We start from the raw sequence: 22665 nt of genomic DNA on the forward strand, positions 1-22665 counted from the left end.
TCCCTTAAATAGGAGATTACACATCCTAAGAAAAACATGGTATGATGGTTTTGGAGGTGTATTCCATGATGATTGCAACTTTTGAGCATGTTCAAATGGTCGAAAAAGCAGAAGAATTGGCGAAGATGATTTGGCAGTCCGAACTTGCTGAAGACTATCATCGTAGTCTATATAATTTACAACATGACCAAGAAGCACAGGAGCTTATTCGTGCTTTTGATTCTATAAAAGAACGATATGAGGAAGTACAGAGATTCGGGAAGTATCATCCTGATTATCGAAAAGTAACCCTCGAAACACGTGAATTGAAGCGGAAAGTGGATCTCCATGAGACCATACACACTTTCAAGGAAGCAGAGAATGCCATCCAAAAAACCTTGGATGAAATCAGTGTTATGATTGGAAAAGCGGTATCCGAGAACGTAAAGGTTCCTACAGGAAATCCGTTTTTCGATTCCATGACAAGCTGTGGCGGTGGCTGCGGATCGGGTGGCGGATGTGGCTGTAAAGCAAGCTAGCTGTCACCGAAGGAGCTGCATTTCTGCAGCTTCTTTTTTTTAGGCTCTTTTCTTCAATCGGATACAGTCGTCACATAGGTTACCACAGCAGAACATCTTCTCCTGGGGTACAAAGAACCGGTGACGATAGACAAACAGGTTATCCTGACGCCGAAAAAAATGGGTTTCCGCGGTCACCTTTTTCTTGAACATCGCCTTTTTCGAGCAGACTTGTATAAAGGATTGCCCTTTCTCCTCCCAGCCAGAAGTGTGTTCAGAATCAATTTGCACATATAAAAAGGGGATCCCGGTAACTTTTTTACGAAAGCATTGAACTACTAGGTCATTTTTTTGAAGTTCTTCCAAAAATGTATTCCAAATCTGCTCGAGTTCCATCGAAAACACCCTTTCCATATCTTTCGTGAAGGAATATTCTCATATTTCGGTTGCTTTAAGTATGTCATAATTTTTCCATTCATGCTAAACTATAAATAATACGCTCATATTTATTACAAAGAGCACATAAAAGAGAAAGATTCTTCTCAAAGGGGTAAATCGTATGCTATCACAAAGGCAAGGCATAGTCGTATGGCTTCATTCTCTGAAACAAGCCAAATTATTAAGACGCTACGGAAATGTCATATATATATCCAAAAAACTGAAATATGTCCTGTTCTATTGTAACAGTGAGGATACGGATGCACTAGTTGAAAAACTGAACAGACAATCCTATGTAAAAAAAGTGGAGGTATCCCACAAACCTTCCATTAAAACGCATTACGAAAATTCACGACCGGACAAAGCGAAAGAATATGATTACAAAATGGGTCTATAGAAAGGCTCTTTTCTAAAAGATTATTGCCTACTACTAATATAAAGTCGGCATTTGGACTTTTTACCGTGTATCTACTTTCAAAGTATCATGCAGTTTCTACGATAGCTAGGAAAAGAGCACGACAGTAACAATTATTACGGTTTTTATAAAAATACGTAATAGCAACAAAGTATGCGAAAACAGCCTATAGAAAAAGCAGTACAAACTTAAGAGATTAGGTTTTGTACTGCTTTTTAAGTTTCATGATTATCTCAATGCAGGAATATAATGGTTTAACCGTAGTATCCCAATTAAATATTGAAAATACAGCTCTTTTTCTGCAAAAGTGTCTGTCGGTTTTACATCGAATTGAATGATTTCCTTGTCAAGCTCATTTGCCACCTCTTGAAACAGTGCGGCCCGTTTATTCGCTTGAAACTTATGATTTGGAATGCCCTCCAAACAAATGTAGAGGGCTTGGAAATCCCCAGGGTTTGTGGGCTTCATCACAGCCACATACGAAGACACATTCCGTTCGTTTTTAACAGTATGTAGCATGATAAGGTGTTGCAGACGTTCTTTATTGCTTCTTGTCAGCTCTATTAGCTCATATATATCAGAATACCCTTCTCCTAGTTCTATAAAGCGTTGTATCATTTTTCTTCTCCTCTCAAAGCAACTCGTACTTTACTCAACACATACTTTACCATGTTACCTTCGAAAATTGAAGAGAATCAAAAAGAAGAAGGAGGTTAGCCGATGCTTTGGTTCACTCTGATACTCATCGTAAGCTTGATTGTGTTGTATGTGCATGATCATTTCTATGAAAGTAAGGTTTCCCAAAAGAATCATAGGGTACCGATAAAAGGGATGATTGTTACCGGTATTTTATACTATCTTGTATCTAAAGGGTTACTTACAAAGGAAGAGGAAAAGCAATTGGAGGATAGCAGTCTTGATGAAATAGAAGGCTATGTGTCGCAAAAGGGCATATTGAACGAAGGGGAATGGAGCGAACTGTGCATGAACCAATGTGAGGCGAACCAGGATAGTGGGTTCGATACTGACATCCTGACTTAAGAATATTGTGGCATAAAAAAAACCCTGCTCGGATGTCCGGGCAGGGTCCTTCCATCCCTTGATATAATCAAGGTTAAGAAGGCAAAGGGAGAGGAGAAACCGGAGGAAGAACTTATGGGGAAACGTAAGTCTTCTCCGCGGTTGGCAACAACATCACACGAAAGGATGTTGTTATAACTAAGTATGAACAAAATCGGAGAATGCTATACACATTAGTTTAATCTTATGGCTGCTCGGACTTACACCTGTAGATTTCCGCTCCAGGTGTTCGCTTTCCGCGGGGCGGTGCTTGAGCCTCCTCGGCTTTTGCCTGCGGGGTCTCAAGTCTACCCCTACCTCCCGCCGGAGTCTCACACCTTACACTACAATCTACAGGGGGACTCCGAATAACTATGGATGCTAGAGCAATTCTTATAGAGTGCTCGAGAAATACTTTTGAATTTCTTGTCGAATGTGATAGGATATTGTTGATTGGCAATCTAGAATTAAAGTATGGTGATACGATGAGAGTAGTTTCAGGGAAATGGAAAGGCAGACAGTTGAAAGCGGTTCCGGGCATGAATACTAGGCCGACCACAGATAAAGTCAAGGAAGCGGTTTTCAATATTATCGGTCCGTATTTTGATGGTGGTCTGGCATTGGATCTATTCGGTGGTAGCGGATCACTCGGTATTGAAGCAATCAGCAGGGGGATGGATAAAGCGATTTTCGTCGATAAAGACGGAAAAGCCATTCAGACGATCAAGCAGAATGTTGAGGCCTTCGACTTGAAAGAAGAGGTTGAGATTTACCGCAATGACGCTTTACGAGCGCTAAATGCGTTAAAGAAGCGGGAGATAAAGTTTGATCTTATTCTTTTAGATCCACCTTATAAAAAACATCATTTGGAAGAGTTAATACATAAAATAAGTGAATATAAACTTTTGTCCTCAACAGGACTTATCATGGCAGAACATAGTAATGACGTCGATCTGCCTGTATCCCTGGGGGAATTCGTAAGAGTCAGACAGGAAGATTATGGGTTGACGGTTATTTCCGTTTATCGCCATAGCCAGGGAGAAGAAGGGGGAAATTAAAGTGGCAAGTGTAGCGGTCTGTCCAGGAAGTTTTGATCCGGTCACTTTTGGACATCTGGATATTATAAAAAGAGCATCTAAAGTTTTTGATAAAGTGTATGTTTGTGTACTGAATAATTCCTCTAAAAAACCTCTTTTTACCGTCGATGAGAGAGTTGAGATGATAAAAGAAGTGACAAGAGAATTCGGTAATGTGGAAGTGGAAGAGTTTCATGGCCTTTTAATCGATTATGCCCACAGTAAGAATGCGAGGTCCATAGTCAGGGGGCTGCGTGCAGTCTCTGATTTTGAATACGAAATGCAGATCACCTCGATGAACAGGGTGCTTGATGAAAGTATTGAAACATTGTTCATGATGACCAACAATCAATATTCTTTTTTAAGCTCAAGCATTGTTAAAGAGGTTGCTAAATATGGTGGATCTGTATCGGAATTGGTTCCTCCGACAGTTCAAGAGGCGTTGCGCAAGAAGTTCCATAAAGAATAGATATAAAAGACCAGCACTGTAGGAAGTATCAGTGCTGGTTTTTTATATTTCTCATCCTTTTAAAAAGAAGGAATAGATAAATCCAGAGCATGAAAATGGTAAAGGCTGGACCAAACATTTGAAAAAGGTTCATCACCTTTTCCCAGAATCCATCTGGTATTAAGGGGGAGAATACAGGAATGTCACCACTAGCGGTTTCAAATCCTTCCAGCTTTCGATCCAATGGGTGCCACAGTATAAATGTAATGACAGCCGCGAATGTCCCATGCATGATACGGGCAAGGAAAAAGGGTTTAAATCGAATATCGGACTCTGCCAATATGCTTGCTACCTGTGCCTGAACAGAGAAACCGCTGAAGGCAAGGAAGAAACTTGTCACGATAACCTGCTCCATCAGGCTGACACCTTTCACCTCACTTGTCAGTTTACCACCAAGTGTAATTTCAAAAAGTCCTGAAATGAGAGGGTAACTAAGATCTCTTGAAATATCAAAAAATCCAAGAAACAGACTGATAATACCTGCCAGAATGGCTGTAACCGAAATAAGTGACAGCATACTGTTTAGTACGGAAAAAAGGATAAGGAAGCCCCCGACCATGAGTAATGTCTGTACGGACGACAGAACTGCATCACCAAGCAATTTCCCTAATGGTTTATTATTTTTCAATCGTGTCCTATGCAGTTCCGAGAATGCTTTCCTCAAGGAGATTTTCTGATGGGCTCTTATAAATTCATTCTGAGGCTTTGATTTATAATAGGGACCATAAAACCTCATGACCAATCCAACACAAATATTACCTATATAATGGGCAGCTGCAAGTATGATTCCCACTTTTGGGTTATGAAAAAAGCCTACTGCAATCGCTCCGAAAATGAATAGCGGGTTTGAAGAGTTAGTAAAGGATACAAGCCGCTCCCCCTCAATCTGAGTAATCTGGTTTTCCTGGCGCAGTCTGACAGTCAGCTTGGCGCCGGAAGGATAGCCAGAGGCCATACCCATTGCCCAAACAAAGCCTCCAACACCTGGTACCCGGAATAGAGGACGCATGAACGGCTCAAGAAGTACCCCAATAAATGCGACCACCCCAAAACCTATCAATAGTTCACTGATAATTAAAAATGGAAGAAGGGAAGGGAATACAATATCCCACCACATATTAAGTCCTCTAACGCTTGCTTGAAAAGATGCTTGAGGGTTAAGAATAAGAGATAGTGTAAGTAGGGAAATAATAATAGCAAAAAACAGTGTCTTTATTTTTGAAAGATCCAAGCAGTTAACCCCCTTCATTAGAGTGGTTCATGGTAAAATAACGTTCCGCTTTCTGAAAACGAACTCCGCATTTCTTTTTTGTACAAGAATGATTGCGTTTTTGTTAGAATAATATTAATTACTCATACAGTGGCAACTAGGTTGTCCAGCTACCTTACCTTTCAATATACGTGGAAAGTACAGTGAATTAGAACCTAAAATGACCCAAGTCTTCATAGTTTGTTCACCAAGAAAAAGGAAAAGCGTATGATAAATGGAAAGAGGTTATCAAAGGATAACTGTATATGACTTGTCAATTTGGTTGCTGTCCAGCACTAGGTGGCTGCAAACAGCTTGAGGTGATGACTTGAAAAAGCCTAGAATAGGAATTGCATTGGGATCTGGTGGTGCACGTGGATTCGCTCATCTTGGTGCACTAAAAGTTTTAAAGGAAGAGAATATTCCAATTGATCTGATTGCAGGAAGCAGCATGGGGGCTCTTGTGGGCAGTTTTTATGCCATGGGTCATGATATGGACCGCCTCTATAAAATAGCAACTGCCTTCAAACGGAAATATTATTTGGATTTTACTGTTCCCAAAATGGGTTTTGTTAGTGGAAACCGTGTCAAGGAACTCATTCGCATGTTTACTCAAAATAAGAACATTGAGGATTTGGACATTCCGCTTTCCATTGTCACTACGGATTTGGAAAGGGCTGAAAAAGTCGTCTTTACTAATGGTCCCATTTCTGATGCCGTAAGGGCGAGCATCTCGATTCCGGGTATCTTCGTTCCGGAAAAAGTGAATGGACGCCTGTTGGTGGACGGTGGGGTCGTTGACCGTGTCCCGGTAAGTGTTGCAAAGGATATGGGAGCGGATATTGTTATTGCCATTGATGTGTCACAGGTCAAAACAAATGAACCAGTCGATTCGATTTTTGATGTCATTATGCAAACAATTGATATTATGCAGAATGAATTGGTGAAGCGAAGTGAATTAGAAGCGGATATTATGATTAGGCCATCTGTAGCACATTACAGCTCGAGGGCATTTACCAATATCGATGAAATCATCCGAATCGGAGAAGAAGCAACAAGGTTACAAATACCTTATATAAGAAAGTTGCTAGAGGAGTGGAAGGAGAAACATCAACATGAAAAGTAGATATATTATGAGATCACTACTAATCGGCATAGTGCTTGCAGTCGTCCTCAATTTCGTGACATTGCCTTACTATGTGACCAGACCGGGAGATGCTCAAGAATTGAGGCCACTTGTTTCTGTAGAAGGTGGTTTTGAAGACGAAGGAAGCTTCATGCTGACAACCGTTAGGATGGGGAAGGCGAATATATTCACTTATGCTCTTGCAAAGGTAAGTGAATATCAGAATATCTTTCCTATTAATCAAATTCGTGCAGAAGACGAATCGGATGAAGAATATTCCTATCGTCAGTTACATATGATGGAAAGCTCCAAAGAGACAGCCATTAAAATCGCCTATGAAAAAGCGGGCAAAGAAGTGGAACTTGTCTCCAAGGGGGTCTATGTCTTTAGTGTGAAAGAGGGATTGGCTGCGGAAGGAAAGCTGAAGATAGGAGATCGAATCACACATATTGACGGAGCGTCGACCGCTACCGCTGAGCAACTGATGGAAGTGGTGGGGGAAAAATCGATTGGTGATAAAATCGAACTCACATTTGACAGAAACGACAAAGAAGAAACCACTTCCATTACGCTGGGACAGCACCCGGAAGACCCGAATCGGGCCGGCCTTGGAATCAGCTTGTTGACCGATTATGAAATTACAATGGATCCGCCAATCACGATAAACAGTGCGCAAATTGGAGGACCTTCCGCAGGGCTGATGTTCTCTTTGGAAATCTACAATCAGCTATTGGAAGAAGATATTGCAAAAGGATATCAAATAGCGGGTACAGGTGCCATCAATGAGAAAGGCGAAGTGCAAAGGATCGGTGGAATCGCACAGAAGATAGTAGCAGCAGATAATTCAGGGGTAGATATTTTCTTTGCACCTAACGAAAAAGGGGCGGAGGGGTCCAATTATCAGGAAGCTCTTGTTGCTGCAAAGGATATTAAAACATCCATGAAAATTGTACCTGTCAATACGTTTGAAGATGCGATTGATTACTTGGAGCTATTGGAACCAAAGTAAATATAAACAGGAAAACGCCTCACGCTGGATGTGAGGCGTTTTTTTTTTCGTGAAATTCCGCATTATCTGTTGATATCAACACGTAATTCTTTAAATCACTTTATAAAAAGTGTCCTTCCGCTTCATCATACCTTATTGGAGGTTTTGAGAATTCCTGTAGCATCCATTCACTACGAGCGGGCTCATTAAACTTCATGGCATATGTATTGGTAGCACGTATGTCCATGTTTAGCAATTGGCTTTCCAGTCCAGAAACTTTTGATAGGATAGGGATTTCCACATCTTTTTTAACTTGTTTCAAATAATGCTGTCCCCGTCTGCTCATTCCTAGCAAACGGATATATTCGCTTCTCTTAGATGAAGAGACGTCGAGCATGAGCTCCTTTTTGGTGTTGGTAAGAAGATGAGTGCACATACGCTGAAGTCTCGTCCACGTGTATCTCTTCGTTTTCAACTTTGTCATGAATTCATGGAAAGTCATACTTTCCTTCATAACATGAATCAGCCGATGCTCCAGTCCTTCTTCGACTTCATAGATTTCAGCAAGTTCTGAAGGGGTACTGCAAAGAACCCGATACTTTAAAAGGGAAAAATAATCCTCCCATTGATGAAAGCTACCGACATGATGTAGATAATGTCCTAAGAGATCATATGTTTTTTTTGGAACAAAACGTTGGACCTTATCGATATCTCCACTGTGGTCGAAAAGATGCTTTCTTATGCTGGTGGCACTTGCAATGGGTGTATCATTGAATTCTGGATCATGATACCCTGCCCCTGTCCGCTCAATAGTAGAAGGACTCAAGCTGCTTTTCTGCTCTTTTATCGCCTTTACATAATGATAACCGAGGATGTTATTTGGTTTGGTGAGATCCAATACCTGACTTGTACTCTCTGTCAACTTCAAGAAGGCGAGGGAGGAAGCTTTCGGAAAGCTGAATCCTTGTCCCATAAACTCTTGAACAAGCAAGTCATGCTGGTCCTTTTGGTTATGCATCAAACGAATTGTTTCCTCGAAATCCTCTATATTACCTTGTTCACTGCCAAAGCAGAGAGAATCACATTTCAGGCCTGAGAGAATCGAAATGGAGCCACTTGCAAACATTTCCGCTTTCTGGGTGGCGAATGCGTATGGAAGCTCCACAACAATATCAATTCCATTCACCAGTGCCATTTTAGTGCGTGTCCATTTGGAGACAAGTGCAGGTTCACCACGCTGCAGAAATTGTCCGCTCATTACGGCAATGACAACGTCGGCTCCGGTTTTTCTTTTGGACTCCATCAAATGAAACAAATGACCATTATGAAAAGGGTTGTATTCAACAATTACACCTAGCGACTTCATATTTCACCCACTCATTCCAAATTTCCATCATTATTTTTCAGATTAGCGTTATTTTTTCTTGGATACTTGTTCAATATAAGTTATTATGTCTATAATTATAGTGTAAAGAAAAAATATTGACAAATAATCTTGCGAAAGCTATAATTACTTTTGTTGCCTTGAGGTGAATATCTTGTTGAAATGGACATTAATCCAGTTAAATCAGTTACAACATAAAGGTTTAGAAATCGATGAAACAGTTGATGTAAGTGAAATTACGGCACATAGTGAAATTCGATCTGTCAAACCAGTTCACGTAACTGGAAGAGCTGATTTAAGTTCAAAAAAAGCTACGTTTCATCTAACTGTGGAAGGTAGTATGGTTTTACCATGTTCACGTACATTGGTTGATGTGGACTATCCTTTTACGATAAAAACAACTGAAACATTCTTATTTCAGCCTGGCGAGTATGAAACGGACGAAGAAGAATTGCATAAGGTCGAAGGTGATGTGGTCGATTTAATTCCGGTTATTCGAGAAGCAATCATCCTGGAAGTGCCTATGCAAGTGTTCAGCGACTCTCCCGACAAGGAAGAGGCCGCTCCCCAATCAGGAAAAGACTGGGGCGTCATTTCAGAAAAGGATACACATGAAAAAGTGGATCCCAGACTTGCAGGACTGGCTAAGTTTTTTGAGAAAGACCAAGAGTAGAAATTACATGATGTAGTAGATGCTCATTTTTTAAGGAGGTGGGAAGAATGGCTGTACCTTTCAGAAGAACGTCTAAAACTGTAAAAAGAAAGCGTCGTACACACTTTAAACTACAAGTTCCTGGTATGGTAGAATGCCCAAGCTGCGGTGAACAGAAATTATCACACCGTGTATGCCCGGCATGTGGTACTTACAAAGGGAAAGAAGTAGTAAGTAAATAAATAATAAGAAAAGCATGAGGCTAATTGCCTTGTGCTTTTTTTATTGTTCGGACCTTCTAAAATAAGATAAAATAAACACAATACTCCAAAAAAGGTGGTCCTTCAAACAATGAATGAATCAAAAGTCCATACTTACATAGATGATAATAACTTTTACTGGTTTACAGTCAACCGTCCTGAGAAGCGTAATGCCATCGATTATGATGTGATGAACGCATTGAAAGCGGCGCTAGTCGAAGTTAGAGAGAACACCGCAATTCGAGGGTTTATCATTACTGGTAGCGGCCAGCAATCTTTTTGCTCCGGTGGTGACCTTTCCGTTTTTCATGCGTTACATACAAAAGAGGATGCATATAGCATGCTCTCCAAAATGGGTGATGTGCTCCACAATCTCATGACTTTGCCGGTGCCAACCTATGCATTGATAAATGGTACAGCAATAGGAGGAGGCTGTGAAATTGCATCAGCCTGCGATCAGCGTTGGGCTGCCCCTGACGCCAAACTTGGCTTTGTTCAGGGGAAGCTTGGTATTACAACAGGGTGGGGAGGAGCAAGCATGCTGATGGAAAAACTTCCACATGCGCAAGCTATCCAAATGCTGACATCTGCCAAAATTTTTTCATCCGAAGAGGCAATGGAATTTGGATTTATACAAAAAATAGTTCCATCCTTTGATTCTCAATCAATACAAGAAGAACTAACGTTATCTTCGGCAGTATTAAGAAGCTATAAAAAGTCTTTCATCTCCAAATGGGACCAGACATCTTTAAAAGAAAGAATGCTAGCCGAAATAGAGCAATGTTCCATTCTTTGGGAACAGGAAGAACATCATGAGGCGGTAAACACATTTCTAGAAAGTAAGAAATTATAAGAGAATCCCAAGCATTTTACTTATGCATTTAGTCTATCTTTTCTATTACACGCATATGTATATGATAAAAAAGTGTGTAAGGGGGATAGCATTATGTCTACTGTTCGTCAAGATGCTTGGACACAGGACGAAGATCTATTGTTGGCGGAAGTGGTTTTAAGATATATAAGAGATGGAGGAACACAATTGACGGCGTTTGAGGAAGTGGGGAAAAAGCTTTCTCGAACTTCAGCGGCGTGCGGATTCAGGTGGAACTCATACGTAAGAAAACAGTATGCTACAGGGATTGAACTAGCAAAAAAACAGAGGAAAGAGTTGAAAAAAGAGCAATCCGCTCCTCAGCCGGTTGCGGTTGAAAACAGCTTCAATGCACTCAATAATAAATTGTATGCAGGAGATAACCTGACCATCTCTGCTGTTATCAGTTATTTGAATCATCTGGAGCAATTGGAAAACGAGTACACAAAAATAAAAGATGAGAATCATAGTCTGAAAAAGAAAGTGGAACAACTGGAAAGTGAACTGAATCATTTAGCAGAGGCTAAGCTAGAACTGGAATCTTCCATGAACCTGGTAGAGGAGGATTACAGGGCTTTAATTGAAATTATGGAACGTGCCCGCAAGATGGTCGTTCTGCAAGATGATGAAAAAAACAAAAAAGTTAAATTCCAGATGGACCGTAACGGAAATTTGGAGAGAGTGGAGAAATAACATATACTTAACACCAACCACCCTTTTGATGAAGGGTGGTTTTTGTGAGTGTGCCAGGCATGGCATCTATCTAGGTGGTGAAAGTCCACTGTGGGGGTACACATCGACCAACCACTAAGGAAGCGCAAGGTACTTACCGTGAGGTAAGGGCGGGAGGAAGCGTGGAATAAAATCTTGGCTCGACGAACAGAAATCTGATACTAAGGCTCTTCAAAGGGATAAGGCTCCTCAACAAGTCAAAGTCCAAAAGATGGGCGTAACTTTGTAGGGTAAATCAGGCGAGTAAAAGAGGAAAGATAGGTGTCTTACCCTGGGAGGTCTTGCGGATGTACCTAGGTACAGTCGAAAAAGGTTTGCCGCAAGAAGTCAGCCGAAGCCATAGTAGTGGAATTATTCCATGATGGGCTGAACAATTTATAGTGTTTCGACACCACGAATGCGTAAGTGAAGTGTTCCGAATGTGTTAATGGTGAACGTATGAGCGTATCTCAGAGGATAACCAAAATGGAATAATCACTTACTACGTGAACGGATAGGAGAAACGAGTGTGGAACTTTTAGAACAAATACTAAGTAATCAAAACATGAATGAAGCTTACCTTCGTGTCTATAAAAACAAAGGTGCGAGTGGGGTCGACGGAATAACGGTCGATGAATTAAAGCAATATCTGAAAGAGCACAAAGACGAGCTGCGTCAGCGCATCAGAACAAGAAAATACCAACCACAAGCTGCCTTAAGAGTGGAAATCCCAAAAGAAAATGGCAAGATGCGCAAATTGGGAATACCAACAGTAGTGGATAGGGTAGTTCAACAAGCCATCAATCAAATACTCAGCCCGATATTTGAAAAGCAGTTCAGCGAATTTAGTTATGGCTTCAGACCGAAAAGAAGCTGTGAGATGGCAATTATTAAAAGCCTTGAATTTCTAAATGATGGACACAACTTGGTTGTGGACATTGATCTTGAAAGGTTTTTCGATACAGTCCACCATGATAAACTCATGCGAATCATCTCTAACACAATAGATGATGGAGATGTCATCTCTTTAATAAGAAAATATCTCGTCAGTGGAGTGATGGTGAATGGAAGATATGAGAGCACACCAGTTGGGACTCCGCAAGGAGGAAACCTAAGTCCACTTCTGAGTAATATTATGTTGAACGAATTGGATAAGGAACTAGAAAGTAGAGGACTCCAATTTGTAAGATATGCAGATGACGGTGCGCCACGAAAGTGTGCGTGAGTAGCGAGACTACTCAAAGCAACTATGCTGTACAAATGATGACGGTGGGCCCGTCGGAGTCGCCATACAGGTGGAGATTTCAAACTACCTTAAGGTGCTATAGTCAAAAACTATGGTATTGAGCGTTAAGGAAAAGGCAGTCAAGAACTGTCAAGTGCGTGTTATGGAGATGAATGAGTATGTGAACCACTTACGGAAATGTCGAAAGCGTAGAGATTCCATCAAAACTAGGGGGTAGTCGTTAACCTAGGATAAGCTTAGAGGAAACCTGTTTACTGTCTAAGTGGTGGGCGGCATAGAGGTGGCATGAACATAACACAGGCGTTTGTACGGAACGTGGGAACCTACGGGCTGATGTTAAGGGAGTATTTCAAGTGGAAGACCCACAAGAAAAGAGTACCGATGCAGTCATAGGGGCAGATTGGGTTGTAGTAGTGATGAAACTTCTGTAATGGAAGCAGAGCGAAGAACCCGAATTATTCAGTTTTAAGGATAGGTCAACTTTGAAAGGAGGAGGAACCTATGCAAAAAACAAAACCGTTTAGTATTTCAAAGCATGCAGTAATGATTGCATTCGAGCGAGTAAAAGCTAATAGAGGAACATATGGGATTGATGAACAGTCTATTGAAAGCTTCGAACTAGACTTGAAGAATAATCTATACAAACTATGGAATCGTATGTCTTCAGGAAGCTATTTTCCAAAACCAGTAAAAGCAGTAGCTATTCCTAAAAAGAATGGTGGAACAAGGACACTTGGAATACCTACGGTCGAAGACCGGGTGGCACAAATGGTTGCGAAACTATATTTTGAACCCACAGTGGAAAAATTGTTCTACACAGACTCTTATGGATATCGCCCAAATAAATCGGCAATCCAAGCAATCGAGGCTACAAGGAAAAGATGTTGGCGGAAAGACTGGGTGCTGGAGTTCGATATTAAAGGACTATTTGATAACATCCGTCATGACTACCTAATTGAAATGGTAAAACGTCATACAAAACAAGAATGGATCATCTTATATATACAAAGATGGCTAACCGCTCCTTTTCAATTGGAAGATGGAACGACAACAGAGCGAACATCTGGTACTCCGCAAGGAGGAGTTATCAGTCCAGTTCTTGCGAACCTGTTTCTTCATTATACCTTTGATGATTTTATGGTGAAAGAATTTCCGAGTATTCCTTGGGCTAGATACGCTGATGATGGAATAGCACATTGTACTTCATTGAAACAGGCAATATATCTTCAACGAAGACTGGAAGAAAGGTTTAAATTATTTGGGTTGGAGTTGAACTTGGAAAAAACGAAAATTGTTTATTGTAAAGATGATGATAGACAATTGAAATATCCTAATATTTCGTTTGATTTTCTAGGATACACATTTCAACCAAGGCACTCAAAGAACAAATATGGAAAATTCTTCACAAACTTCTTGCCAGCTATTGCGGGAAAGGCGAAGAAAGCAATCAGGAAAGAAGTGAGAAGTTGGCGATTACAGCTCAAGGCAGATAAATCATTACATGATATTTCCAACATGTTTAATAAGAAAATCCAAGGATGGATTAATTACTATGGACATTTCTATAAATCAGAAATGTATAGTGTATTGCGATACATCAATAGTTGTTTGGTAAAATGGGTTCGCCGAAAATACAAGAAGCGAAAACATCGAAGAAGAGCAGAGTATTGGTTAGGAGCTATTGCCAATCGAGAACGCAAGTTATTTTCACACTGGAAATATGGAATACTACCGGCTATGAATAATGGGAGCCGTATGAGCTGAGAGGTTCACGTACGGTTCTGAGAGGGACTAAGGGGGAGGTTCCCTTGGTCTACTTACTCCCTAATTTTTGTGAAGAGTGAGAAAGCGGCTAATAGAGTGATGGATTCAATTGTACGGTTTATAGAAAAGAAATTAGGACTGATAGTCAACATGGAAAAGAGTAAAATCTCTCGTCCCAAAGACTTGAAATTCTTAGGTTTTGGTTACTACTACGATAGTAAAAGAAAGAAATATCAAGTACGACCTCATCCTGACTCCATTCAAAAATTCCAACGGAAGCTTCGGAAATTAACAAAGCGAAATTGGAGTATAGGGTTGGACTATCGAATAATAAAACTAAAACAAGTCATAATCGGATGGGTAAATTACTTTAGAACTTCAAATATGAAAACAGCAATGACTGAGATAGACCAGATGCTTCGCTCCAGAATCAGAGTTATCATTTGGAAGCAATGGAAGGTACCGAAAAAACAAATCAAATCGCTTGTCCAACTAGGAATTCCGAAGGAAGAAGCGAAGGGATTAACTTTCTGTCGGAGAGGTTACCGGTTCATCGGACTATCAAAAGTTATTCATAGAGCTATCTCAAACAAAAGATTAAAGCAGAGGGGGTTCCCCTCTGCTTTAGAACATTATCTAAAAGTACACACTGAAATATAAATTGAACCGCCGTATACGGAACCGTATGTACGGTGGTGTGAGAGGGGCGAAAATAATTTAAGTTATTTTCCCTCTACTCGATTGGCCAGGATTATGCATTCCGCCCAGCAAGTCGGCCGAAGAACAAAGAATAAGTTAAATCGATACATAGAGGGCAATTAGTTGTATAATGAAGAAGTAATGGAATGGTCTGGTTGGTTCCCGAAAGGAGAGATATAATGCCTGAAACTGTTAAAAAGCATCCTATTCTTCTTTTTGATGGTGTATGTAATATGTGTAATTCGATGGTGACTTTTGTGATAAAACGTGATTATAAAGCGACGTTCAAATTTGCTTCTCTTCAATCTGAAGTGGGGCAACGCATACTAAAGGAGCATTGTCTCCCAATGGAACATTTTGATAGCTTTTATTATGTGAATGGTACAAAGGTTTATACGAAATCGACTGCGGCTTTAAAAGTGGCAAAAGAACTGGATGGTGCCTGGAAGTTATTTTATCCTTTCATCATCATACCTGCACCTATACGAGATATGGTTTATTCCTTTGTTGCGAAAAATCGATATAGATGGTTTGGAAAGAAAGAACAATGCATGTTGCCAAATGCTGATATGAAAAAAAGATTTCTATAGAAGAGAGAAGGGGAAAAATGAGCACTACTGCAAGTTTGACAGGTTCGATATTTCTTTCGAAACTAATTACCCAATATGCATTTATCCATGAAAAGACTGTTGGGAAAACAGCTGGTGAATACATTCGCCAAATTGGCCTGAGAACAGGGGAATGGATTGAGGATTTCTACGGCAATAGAGAAGATGAATGGACTGTAGATAAATATGCAGAAGTGATTGTGGATTTGAAGAATGCCATTGGTGGCGAATTCCGTATTTCATTCATAAACCCTGAATATGTGGTCGTGAAATCGAACCGCTGTCCTTTTGGTGAAATGGTGAAAGACGCGCCACATCTCTGTAACATGACTTCAAGTGTCTTTGGAGGTATTGCTTCTAGAAAGTTCGGATATAGCATGGTTGACCTGAAAAAAAGAATAGCTGTGGGAGATCTTGAATGTGAAGTGGTCATTTATTTTCAGCCTGGTGCTGAGGTGAATGGAGATGTTTATGATAATCTTCCCCGAACACCAGAAAGCATGGACCCGTTTCAATGGGAGAATGAAACAATCGTGCTGTTAAATGAAGAACTGCGCAAAAGCGATGAGCTTGTGGTCAAGCTTCTGGACGAGCTGGAATGCCTGAGAAAGCAGGTTGAAGAGGGGAACGCCAAATGATGTGCTTTTTACACATATTAGAAAAATGCTGAAAAAGGTAATTGCAAGCGTAACAGGCAATTACCTTTTTCTTATATATTTATTCTGTTGCTGCGGATTCGTCTTTGTTTAAGGTTTGTGAAGCTCTCTCTTGCGCGGTAACACCTTCCGGATACCACACAAGAGGATTTTCACCAAGATCTCTTTCTACATCATAATTGACCGAGGTGAAGCCCATGCGATTCCAGAAGTCCGCAGATTTAATTCTTGGGTTTGTCTTGATTGGAAGTCCGAACCCTTTGGCAAAATCGACAAGCTCTTTACCAAATCCTTTACGTTGGTAATTGGACAGTACCTCTAATTTCCATAGCTCCAAATAATCTTGACGTGGTTCGAAGTATTTATCAAGGTCTTTCGAAACTCGATATAGACTCATTCGCGCTACTAATTTTTCGCCATAATAAATTCCATAGAATGGTGACTCGCTGTCATTCTCGATGATATTGTCCTGAAGCTCTTCAAGCATAGATAGTTCCTGCATGCCATATTCCCTGAACTGTTTAAACTCTTCCAATGTTTTATAATTAATGGATAGTTTTTTGACGGTCAATTCAATTTCCCCCTTGTATATCTCTTTTAAAGCGCTTACCACTATACATATTAAGTAAAATGAGTTATTTTAATAATAATTATATAACAAAAAAACAAAAAATTCTGCAATAATTTTAGAAAGCGTTTGCAAAATAAGAAGGAAATTAAAGAATTATGTAGAAATAGTAGTTTGTTAGAGATTTATTATGCAAGTTCTTAAGAAAGGGGAAACCACCATGCGAAAAATACTGATTGCTAATCGAGGAGAAATTGCAGAACGGATAATACGAACATGTCAACGATTAGGCGTAGAAACAGTTGCCATATATTCAGATGCTGACAAAGATATGCCATATGTACAACAAGCTACTGTAGCAAGACATGTAGGGGAGGCTCCCCCTCAAAAATCCTATTTGAACGTAGAACGTATCTTGGAAATTGCGAAAGAAGAAAATGTTGATGGAGTTCACCCGGGGTATGGATTTCTGTCGGAGAACGGTGAATTCTCAGAAGCGCTTCAGGATGCTGGATTAACTTTTATTGGGCCAACTGTTGATGTTATTAAATTGATGGGCGATAAGCTATCTTCCCGTAGAGCTATGATAAAGGCTGGGGTGCCAGTTGTTCCTGGTTCAGAACAGCCCGTTGAAACATTGGAGGAAGCATGTGCCATTGCAGATGAAATAGGGTTCCCTGTCATGCTGAAGGCCAGTGGTGGCGGTGGAGGAATTGGCATGCACCGCTGTGAAAACAGACAGGATATTGAAAATACATTCGAACAAACCAAAAAACGCGCAAAAGCTTATTTCAAAAATGAAGATATGTTTATTGAAAAATACGTGGGGAATGCCAAGCATATTGAAGTACAGATTTTCGGAGATGCCCATGGGAATGTAGTACATATGTTTGAAAGAAACTGTTCTGTTCAAAGGCGTAATCAAAAAGTGATCGAGGAAGCACAAAGTCCTGCGATGAGTGAAGAAACGAGAACAAAGATATGTGAGGCCGCAGTTTTGGCTGCAAAAGAAGTGAATTATAAAAATGCCGGAACAGTGGAGTTTATCATGGATGAAGATGAAAATTTCTACTTCCTTGAAATGAACACGAGACTTCAGGTTGAACATCCGATAACAGAATGCATTACTGGACTGGACCTCGTTGAATGGCAGCTCTTAGTCGCGAGTGGAGAGAAACTTCCGTTGAAACAAGATGAAATCACAAGCAAAGGTCATGCCATAGAATTCCGTCTATATGCAGAAGATCCAGTAAAATTCTTTCCTTCTCCGGGACTGATTACTAAATGGCATCTACCTCCTGAAGAAGGGGTCCGGATCGACAGTGGCTACGGTCCAGATCTGAAAGTTACACCGTTCTATGACCCAATGATAGCCAAAATAGTCATCTCAGGTGATACAAGAGAAGAAACAATAGACAGGTCCAGCAAGTATTTGAAGAATGCTTCTGTGGAAGGTATTAAAACAAACCTTCCGTTTTTGATTCACGCGCTTGAAACCGATGAGTTTTTGTCGGGGAATTATCATACAGGCTTCATACAATCCATGAAACCTATAACAATCTAACACTATTACAACAAGAAAACAGGAGGAAAATATCATGAAAAAAATTGAAGCGTCCATGGCAGGTACAGTTTGGAAGGTATTAGTGAAAGTGGGAGATGAAGTAACGGCGGGTCAGACTGTCATCATTTTGGAATCCATGAAAATGGAGATCCCGGTGGAAGTGATGATGGATGGAAAAGTCGCATCCCTACATACGGCAGAAGGAGAATTCGTTAATGATGGAGATGTGCTGCTGGAATTGGAATAGTCTTTTACAACGTTGATGAGAAAGCGGGGGAATAAGATGATAAAAACAACAAATGATCTTGATCAAGAATTTCAAGAAACAGTTGAAATGATAAAAAGCGGTGGCAATGAGAAATATCATGAAAAATTAAAGGAACAGAACAAACTATTCGTACGCGATCGATTGGCATTATTATTCGATAATGGCCAGTATGAGGAGGATGGTCTTTTTGCCAACAACAAAGCAAAGGGCCTTCCAGCTGATGGTGTAGTAACTGCAATAGGGAAGATCAATGGTCAGACCGTATGTGTGATGGCCAACGACTCAACGGTAAAGGCAGGTTCATGGGGAGCGAGAACCGTCGAAAAGATCATCCGCATTCAAGAGACTGCGGAAAAGCTGATGGTTCCAATCCTCTACTTGGTCGACTCTGCTGGTGCAAGGATTACCGATCAGCTTGATATGTTCCCGAACCGTCGTGGAGCCGGCAAAATCTTTTACAATCAAGTAAAGCTTTCCGGAATGGTTCCGCAGATCTGTCTGTTATTCGGTCCTTCAGCTGCAGGTGGCGCCTATATCCCTGCATTCTGTGACATCGTTGTGATGGTGGATGGAAATGCATCCATGTACTTGGGATCTCCACGTATGGCCGAGAAGGTAATCGGTGAAAAGGTAACCCTCGAGGAAATGGGTGGAGCAAGAATGCACTGTTCGGTGAGTGGGTGTGGAGATGTACTTGCTGCAACCGAAGAAGAAGCAATCCAGCAGGCCCGCAAGTATATTGGGTACTTCCCAGGCAGCTACCAGGAGAAATCAAAAGAGGTGGACCCTGTCAGCCCGAAAGAGGGAAGAACGCTGACTGATATCATCCCGGTAAACCAGAATGCCCCATTTGATATGTATGAAGCAATCGATCAGTTGATTGATGCCAACAGTTTCTTTGAAGTCAAGAAGCTATTCGCACCTGAACTTGTTACAGGCCTTGCCCGTATTGATGGTAAAGTGGTTGGAATCATTGCCAACCAGCCAAAAGTGAAAGGCGGAGTCCTGTTCGTGGATTCAGCGGATAAAGGTGCCAAATTCATTCAGCTTTGTGACGCTTATCATATTCCATTACTTTTCCTTGCGGATGTTCCAGGGTTTATGATCGGTACAAAAGTGGAGCGCGCAGGAATAATTCGCCATGGTGCAAAGCTCATTGCGGCGATGAGTTCGGCAACCGTACCGAAAATATCCGTGGTAGTAAGAAAAGCGTATGGAGCGGGCTTGTATGCCATGGCAGGTCCTGCTTTTGAACCAGATTGCTGCATCGCGCTTCCGACTGCGCAAATCGCTGTTATGGGTCCAGAAGCGGCAGTGAATGCAGTCTATTCGAATAAAATCAATGAGATTGAAGATCCAAAAGAACGAATTGCCTTTGTACAAGAGAAACATCAGGAATATAAAGAACACATTGATATCTATAAGCTGGCTTCGGAAATGATTGTAGATGACATCGTTCCCGCAAAAGACTTAAGGGATGTTCTAATCAGCCGTTTCCACTATTATTCAAGCAAGCAAATGACATTCAGCCACCGTAAGCATCCGGTGTATCCTGTCTAATAAGGTCAAAACTGCTCAGGTCTCTTTCATGGGATTCTGAGCAGTTTTTTTAAAAGGCTCTTTTCTAATAGATTGTTGCTATTTACTAGTAAAAAGTTGGCATTTGGACTTTTTACAGTGTATCTACTTTCAAAATATCATGCAGTTTCTCCTGAATAACCAGGAAAAGAGCACGACAGTAACAATTATTACGGTTGTTTTAAAAATACGAAAAAGCAACAAAGTTTACGAAAACAGCCTTTTAAAAAGTAAGAAAGTATAATATCCGGTTGATTTCCGTTCCAGGCGCTTCGCTTTCCAGTGGGCGGTCCGGGAGCCTCCTCGGCAGCCTGGAGGGCACTGAAAAACTGAAAACGAATTGTTTTTAATGGTTTCTAGCTGTGGATTGGAGCAAATAGCGTAGACTCCTGCAGGGAAGTAGCGACAATCTTGAGACCCCGCATGGCGCAGCCCGAGGAGGCTCAAGGTCGCCCCGCGGAAAGCGAAGCTATTTGCGGAAATCCACAGCGGTGTTTACCCAAGATCTAAAATTCAGTACTTTTTCAGTGGCCTCGCAGCCTGCGGGATCTCCCCAGTCCCTTCCTCCCACAGGGGTCTGCGCGCCTTCCACTACAATCAACTAGGTGGTTTCAATCCCCGTTAGAAGAACGAAAATCACCTTAAAACCATCTCCACCAAAAATTTACTGAAGTAGCCATTACCCAAACTTACTTAAGAATTCTAGCTGTGAATTGGAGCAAATGGCGTAGACTCCTGCAGGGGAGTAGCGACACAATCTTGAGACCCCGCAGGGCGCAGCCTGAGGAGGCTCAAGGTCGCCCTCTGGATAAGCGAAGCCATTTGCGGAAATCATCAGCGATGTTTAACCAAAGACTAGAATTAATTACTTTTTCAGTGGCCTCCGGTTTTTGCCCAGTTTTTTTATATCATGTGTGGTTGTTTATCATTTTTTTAAATCTGTTTCTCAACTATCACAAAATCAGTAGTACAACAATAACGCAATAATTGGTACAATAAGAAAAAATAGGTATAAAGAAGGGGTTCGAATGAAAGTTGGAATTATCGGTGGAGGCGCAATCGGTTTATTATATGCTTTCCACTTATCCAAGGCGTTTCCTGTCACTCTATACGTGAAAAGGAAAGAACAGTTACAACAGCTGAACAGAGATGGAATTAACATGTCTCATGAGAAGGAAAAAAGGAACATCAACGTACAACAATGGAATAATGATACCCTGCCGAATGAAGACATTATTGTGGTCGCAGTCAAACAGTATGCCCTTCCTACCATCCTACCTTTACTGGAAAAATGCACGAAAGATCAATCTGTCCTCTTTCTCCAAAATGGAATGTCTCATTTAGAGATGCTTGAAAAAATCACCGGCCCTTGGATTCTATTGGGGGTAGTGGAGCATGGTGTAAAAAAAATCAACGATCACAGTATAAATTGGACCGGCAAAGGGAGGACGAAAATAGCAGGCTACCAAAAACCTATTGAGGAACATCCTTCAGCTTTCATAGAAGGATGGATGGAGCTTCTTGGGGACAGTTTTCCAGTAGAAGTCTGCCATGACCATCAATCCATGATGACAGAGAAGTTGCTGGTAAATGCTGTTATCAATCCGCTTACTGCCATCTACCACGTAAGAAACGGTGCTCTTTTGACAAATCCGTACTATAAAAAAACGATGGGAATTTTATATGAAGAGATCAGCTTTCTTATAGAGGAGAAAGAAAGGGACGAGATGTGGGAGCATATTTGCACTATTTGTGAGAAAACTGCAGATAACTGGTCTTCCATGGAGAGGGATATTAAAGAAGGTAGACAGACGGAAATAGAAGCAATATTGGGCTATATAAGAAAAATGGCTAACCAGAGAGGAAAAACAGTCCCTGTAACAGAATTTATTTATCAAGCTGTTAAAGGGCTTCAAAAAAATGCTAACCCTGGAATGGAAATCTACAGTAGTTAAACAGAACAAACATCTGTTTTCATGGAGGTTGAATTAAAAATAATCAGGTATGTGAGAGAGGTAGATGAGAATGACCGGATTTTTCGTAGGTACGCTCGCCACAATCGTCACCGTCCCCATTTTAGCACTGATCATGTTCTACATTATTGCGAGGTTCATAACAAAAAATAATAAAAGGTCGTTCCATGTTGCCATCGACATCTCCACTTTTTTCTTTATTTCAGCAGTTCATTTTCTGATCATCATCATTTGGGATCAATCTCTATTATGGGTGATATTCACTGTCCTGTTGGGAATTGCGACTCTAATGGTGCTGCTAAATTATAAGATTAAAGAAGAAATTCATTTTGGTAAAGTGCTCAAAGGCTTTTGGCGATGTAATTTTCTGCTCTTTTCCTTTACATATTTCTGTCTGACAATCTTAGGAGTAGTGAAAAGAGTCTATGAATCATTTGCATAAGCAATATTTTTTGAAACGATGGAAATCAATGCTATACTCATGAAGATATCAACATATATGAACTA

Annotated in this window: 25 protein-coding genes and 1 pseudogene; 21 read left to right on the forward strand and 5 right to left on the reverse strand. The window is 40.8% G+C overall.

What is annotated here, in order from left to right:
* Positions 1 to 65: 65 nt before the first annotated feature.
* Positions 66 to 518: a YlbF family regulator gene (locus AB685_RS11555; RefSeq protein ID WP_047970745.1), complete on the forward strand. Its 453-nt coding sequence runs from the start codon at positions 66 to 68 to the stop codon at positions 516 to 518.
* Between the two features lie 39 nt (positions 519 to 557).
* Here AB685_RS11555 and AB685_RS11560 read toward each other — a convergent pair whose 3' ends face one another.
* Positions 558 to 893: a hypothetical protein gene (locus AB685_RS11560; RefSeq protein ID WP_047970746.1), complete on the reverse strand. Its 336-nt coding sequence runs from the start codon at positions 891 to 893 to the stop codon at positions 558 to 560.
* A 163-nt stretch (positions 894 to 1056) separates the two neighbouring features.
* Between AB685_RS11560 and AB685_RS11565 the strand changes: the two genes are divergently transcribed.
* A complete protein-coding gene (locus tag AB685_RS11565; RefSeq protein WP_047970747.1) occupies positions 1057 to 1332 on the forward strand; it encodes a DUF2129 domain-containing protein in 276 nt (91 codons plus the stop codon).
* A 246-nt stretch (positions 1333 to 1578) separates the two neighbouring features.
* Here the strand turns inward: AB685_RS11565 and AB685_RS11570 are convergent, their stop codons facing one another.
* Positions 1579 to 1968: a hypothetical protein gene (locus tag AB685_RS11570; protein ID WP_047970748.1), complete on the reverse strand. Its 390-nt coding sequence runs from the start codon at positions 1966 to 1968 to the stop codon at positions 1579 to 1581.
* A 102-nt stretch (positions 1969 to 2070) separates the two neighbouring features.
* Here AB685_RS11570 and AB685_RS11575 point away from each other — a divergent pair, with 102 nt between their 5' ends.
* From AB685_RS11575 to coaD, 3 genes are all read left to right on the forward strand, one after another.
* Positions 2071 to 2391, forward strand: coding sequence for a hypothetical protein (locus tag AB685_RS11575; protein WP_047970749.1), 321 nt, complete (start codon positions 2071 to 2073; stop codon positions 2389 to 2391).
* Positions 2392 to 2894: 503 nt separating this feature from the next.
* A complete protein-coding gene (rsmD, locus tag AB685_RS11580; protein WP_047970966.1) occupies positions 2895 to 3467 on the forward strand; it encodes a 16S rRNA (guanine(966)-N(2))-methyltransferase RsmD in 573 nt (190 codons plus the stop codon).
* Between the two features lies 1 nt (position 3468).
* Positions 3469 to 3954: a pantetheine-phosphate adenylyltransferase gene (gene coaD, locus AB685_RS11585; RefSeq protein ID WP_047970750.1), complete on the forward strand. Its 486-nt coding sequence runs from the start codon at positions 3469 to 3471 to the stop codon at positions 3952 to 3954.
* Between the two features lie 28 nt (positions 3955 to 3982).
* Here coaD and ylbJ read toward each other — a convergent pair whose 3' ends face one another.
* Complete coding sequence (ylbJ, locus tag AB685_RS11590; protein ID WP_128755851.1) at positions 3983 to 5224, reverse strand: sporulation integral membrane protein YlbJ; 1242 nt, start codon at positions 5222 to 5224, stop codon at positions 3983 to 3985.
* Positions 5225 to 5570: 346 nt separating this feature from the next.
* Here ylbJ and AB685_RS11595 point away from each other — a divergent pair, with 346 nt between their 5' ends.
* Together AB685_RS11595 and AB685_RS11600 are read left to right on the forward strand one after the other, a co-directional pair.
* Complete coding sequence (locus AB685_RS11595) at positions 5571 to 6368, forward strand: patatin-like phospholipase family protein (RefSeq protein WP_047970752.1); 798 nt, start codon at positions 5571 to 5573, stop codon at positions 6366 to 6368.
* Entirely contained in the window at positions 6358 to 7377 is a 1020-nt protein-coding gene (locus tag AB685_RS11600; protein WP_047970753.1) for a SepM family pheromone-processing serine protease, read from the forward strand. The genes AB685_RS11595 and AB685_RS11600 overlap by 11 nt, the downstream gene beginning before the upstream one ends.
* 100 nt (positions 7378 to 7477) lie before the next feature.
* Here the strand turns inward: AB685_RS11600 and AB685_RS11605 are convergent, their stop codons facing one another.
* Positions 7478 to 8722 carry a nucleotidyltransferase gene (locus AB685_RS11605; protein ID WP_047970754.1) on the reverse strand — a complete coding sequence of 415 codons (1245 nt, stop codon included), beginning with the start codon at positions 8720 to 8722 and terminating at the stop codon, positions 7478 to 7480.
* Between the two features lie 175 nt (positions 8723 to 8897).
* On the opposite strand from AB685_RS11605, the gene AB685_RS11610 reads away from it, so the two are divergent.
* The 9 genes and pseudogenes from AB685_RS11610 (at position 8898) to AB685_RS11650 (ending at position 16189) form a co-directional block, all read left to right on the forward strand.
* On the forward strand, positions 8898 to 9413 hold the full coding sequence (locus AB685_RS11610; RefSeq protein ID WP_047970755.1) for a YceD family protein: 516 nt from the start codon (positions 8898 to 8900) through the stop codon (positions 9411 to 9413).
* A 47-nt stretch (positions 9414 to 9460) separates the two neighbouring features.
* Positions 9461 to 9634, forward strand: coding sequence for a 50S ribosomal protein L32 (gene rpmF, locus AB685_RS11615; RefSeq protein WP_047970756.1), 174 nt, complete (start codon positions 9461 to 9463; stop codon positions 9632 to 9634).
* A gap of 109 nt (positions 9635 to 9743) precedes the next feature.
* A complete protein-coding gene (locus tag AB685_RS11620) occupies positions 9744 to 10505 on the forward strand; it encodes an enoyl-CoA hydratase/isomerase family protein (protein WP_047970757.1) in 762 nt (253 codons plus the stop codon).
* A 93-nt stretch (positions 10506 to 10598) separates the two neighbouring features.
* Positions 10599 to 11216: an RsfA family transcriptional regulator gene (locus AB685_RS11625; protein ID WP_047970758.1), complete on the forward strand. Its 618-nt coding sequence runs from the start codon at positions 10599 to 10601 to the stop codon at positions 11214 to 11216.
* Positions 11217 to 11763: 547 nt separating this feature from the next.
* Positions 11764 to 12435 (forward strand): annotated as a pseudogene (gene ltrA, locus AB685_RS11630) (group II intron reverse transcriptase/maturase); the annotation flags it as partial.
* 546 nt (positions 12436 to 12981) lie between these two features.
* Complete coding sequence (ltrA, locus tag AB685_RS11635) at positions 12982 to 14244, forward strand: group II intron reverse transcriptase/maturase (protein WP_047970759.1); 1263 nt, start codon at positions 12982 to 12984, stop codon at positions 14242 to 14244.
* A gap of 69 nt (positions 14245 to 14313) precedes the next feature.
* On the forward strand, positions 14314 to 14904 hold the full coding sequence (locus AB685_RS11640) for a group II intron maturase-specific domain-containing protein (protein WP_053073800.1): 591 nt from the start codon (positions 14314 to 14316) through the stop codon (positions 14902 to 14904).
* 218 nt (positions 14905 to 15122) lie between these two features.
* Positions 15123 to 15533 carry a thiol-disulfide oxidoreductase DCC family protein gene (locus tag AB685_RS11645; protein WP_047970760.1) on the forward strand — a complete coding sequence of 137 codons (411 nt, stop codon included), beginning with the start codon at positions 15123 to 15125 and terminating at the stop codon, positions 15531 to 15533.
* Positions 15534 to 15550: 17 nt separating this feature from the next.
* Entirely contained in the window at positions 15551 to 16189 is a 639-nt protein-coding gene (locus AB685_RS11650) for a methanogen output domain 1-containing protein (RefSeq protein WP_047970761.1), read from the forward strand.
* Between the two features lie 79 nt (positions 16190 to 16268).
* Here AB685_RS11650 and AB685_RS11655 read toward each other — a convergent pair whose 3' ends face one another.
* Positions 16269 to 16784, reverse strand: a complete 516-nt coding sequence (locus tag AB685_RS11655; protein WP_047970969.1) for an N-acetyltransferase — start codon at positions 16782 to 16784, stop codon at positions 16269 to 16271.
* A gap of 211 nt (positions 16785 to 16995) precedes the next feature.
* Here AB685_RS11655 and AB685_RS11660 point away from each other — a divergent pair, with 211 nt between their 5' ends.
* From AB685_RS11660 to AB685_RS11680, 5 genes are all read left to right on the forward strand, one after another.
* Complete coding sequence (locus AB685_RS11660; RefSeq protein ID WP_047970762.1) at positions 16996 to 18339, forward strand: acetyl-CoA carboxylase biotin carboxylase subunit; 1344 nt, start codon at positions 16996 to 16998, stop codon at positions 18337 to 18339.
* Between the two features lie 34 nt (positions 18340 to 18373).
* Positions 18374 to 18586 carry an acetyl-CoA carboxylase biotin carboxyl carrier protein subunit gene (locus AB685_RS11665; protein WP_047970763.1) on the forward strand — a complete coding sequence of 71 codons (213 nt, stop codon included), beginning with the start codon at positions 18374 to 18376 and terminating at the stop codon, positions 18584 to 18586.
* 36 nt (positions 18587 to 18622) lie between these two features.
* Positions 18623 to 20167 (forward strand): acyl-CoA carboxylase subunit beta, encoded by a 1545-nt coding sequence (locus tag AB685_RS11670; RefSeq protein WP_047970764.1) that lies wholly within the window; start codon positions 18623 to 18625, stop codon positions 20165 to 20167.
* A gap of 1046 nt (positions 20168 to 21213) precedes the next feature.
* Positions 21214 to 22140, forward strand: a complete 927-nt coding sequence (locus AB685_RS11675) for a 2-dehydropantoate 2-reductase (RefSeq protein WP_047970765.1) — start codon at positions 21214 to 21216, stop codon at positions 22138 to 22140.
* A gap of 70 nt (positions 22141 to 22210) precedes the next feature.
* Positions 22211 to 22600, forward strand: a complete 390-nt coding sequence (locus AB685_RS11680; RefSeq protein ID WP_047970766.1) for a DUF3397 domain-containing protein — start codon at positions 22211 to 22213, stop codon at positions 22598 to 22600.
* The last annotated feature ends 65 nt before the right edge of the window (positions 22601 to 22665 follow it).

It is taken from the genome of Bacillus sp. LL01 (assembly GCF_001037965.1).

Excerpts from the sequence above, each read along its gene's own strand:
- AB685_RS11555 (WP_047970745.1), top strand. The coding sequence starts at position 66 with ATGATGATTGCAACTTTTGAGCATGTTCAAATGGTCGAAAAAGCAGAA.
- AB685_RS11560 (WP_047970746.1), bottom strand. The coding sequence starts at position 893 with ATGGAACTCGAGCAGATTTGGAATACATTTTTGGAAGAACTTCAAAAA.
- AB685_RS11565 (WP_047970747.1), top strand. The coding sequence starts at position 1,057 with ATGCTATCACAAAGGCAAGGCATAGTCGTATGGCTTCATTCTCTGAAA.
- AB685_RS11570 (WP_047970748.1), bottom strand. The coding sequence starts at position 1,968 with ATGATACAACGCTTTATAGAACTAGGAGAAGGGTATTCTGATATATAT.
- AB685_RS11575 (WP_047970749.1), top strand. The coding sequence starts at position 2,071 with ATGCTTTGGTTCACTCTGATACTCATCGTAAGCTTGATTGTGTTGTAT.
- rsmD (WP_047970966.1), top strand. The coding sequence starts at position 2,895 with ATGAGAGTAGTTTCAGGGAAATGGAAAGGCAGACAGTTGAAAGCGGTT.
- AB685_RS11600 (WP_047970753.1), top strand. The coding sequence starts at position 6,358 with ATGAAAAGTAGATATATTATGAGATCACTACTAATCGGCATAGTGCTT.
- AB685_RS11605 (WP_047970754.1), bottom strand. The coding sequence starts at position 8,722 with ATGAAGTCGCTAGGTGTAATTGTTGAATACAACCCTTTTCATAATGGT.
- rpmF (WP_047970756.1), top strand. The coding sequence starts at position 9,461 with ATGGCTGTACCTTTCAGAAGAACGTCTAAAACTGTAAAAAGAAAGCGT.
- AB685_RS11620 (WP_047970757.1), top strand. The coding sequence starts at position 9,744 with ATGAATGAATCAAAAGTCCATACTTACATAGATGATAATAACTTTTAC.
- AB685_RS11625 (WP_047970758.1), top strand. The coding sequence starts at position 10,599 with ATGTCTACTGTTCGTCAAGATGCTTGGACACAGGACGAAGATCTATTG.
- ltrA (WP_047970759.1), top strand. The coding sequence starts at position 12,982 with ATGCAAAAAACAAAACCGTTTAGTATTTCAAAGCATGCAGTAATGATT.
- AB685_RS11645 (WP_047970760.1), top strand. The coding sequence starts at position 15,123 with ATGCCTGAAACTGTTAAAAAGCATCCTATTCTTCTTTTTGATGGTGTA.
- AB685_RS11650 (WP_047970761.1), top strand. The coding sequence starts at position 15,551 with ATGAGCACTACTGCAAGTTTGACAGGTTCGATATTTCTTTCGAAACTA.
- AB685_RS11660 (WP_047970762.1), top strand. The coding sequence starts at position 16,996 with ATGCGAAAAATACTGATTGCTAATCGAGGAGAAATTGCAGAACGGATA.
- AB685_RS11665 (WP_047970763.1), top strand. The coding sequence starts at position 18,374 with ATGAAAAAAATTGAAGCGTCCATGGCAGGTACAGTTTGGAAGGTATTA.
- AB685_RS11670 (WP_047970764.1), top strand. The coding sequence starts at position 18,623 with ATGATAAAAACAACAAATGATCTTGATCAAGAATTTCAAGAAACAGTT.
- AB685_RS11675 (WP_047970765.1), top strand. The coding sequence starts at position 21,214 with ATGAAAGTTGGAATTATCGGTGGAGGCGCAATCGGTTTATTATATGCT.
- AB685_RS11680 (WP_047970766.1), top strand. The coding sequence starts at position 22,211 with ATGACCGGATTTTTCGTAGGTACGCTCGCCACAATCGTCACCGTCCCC.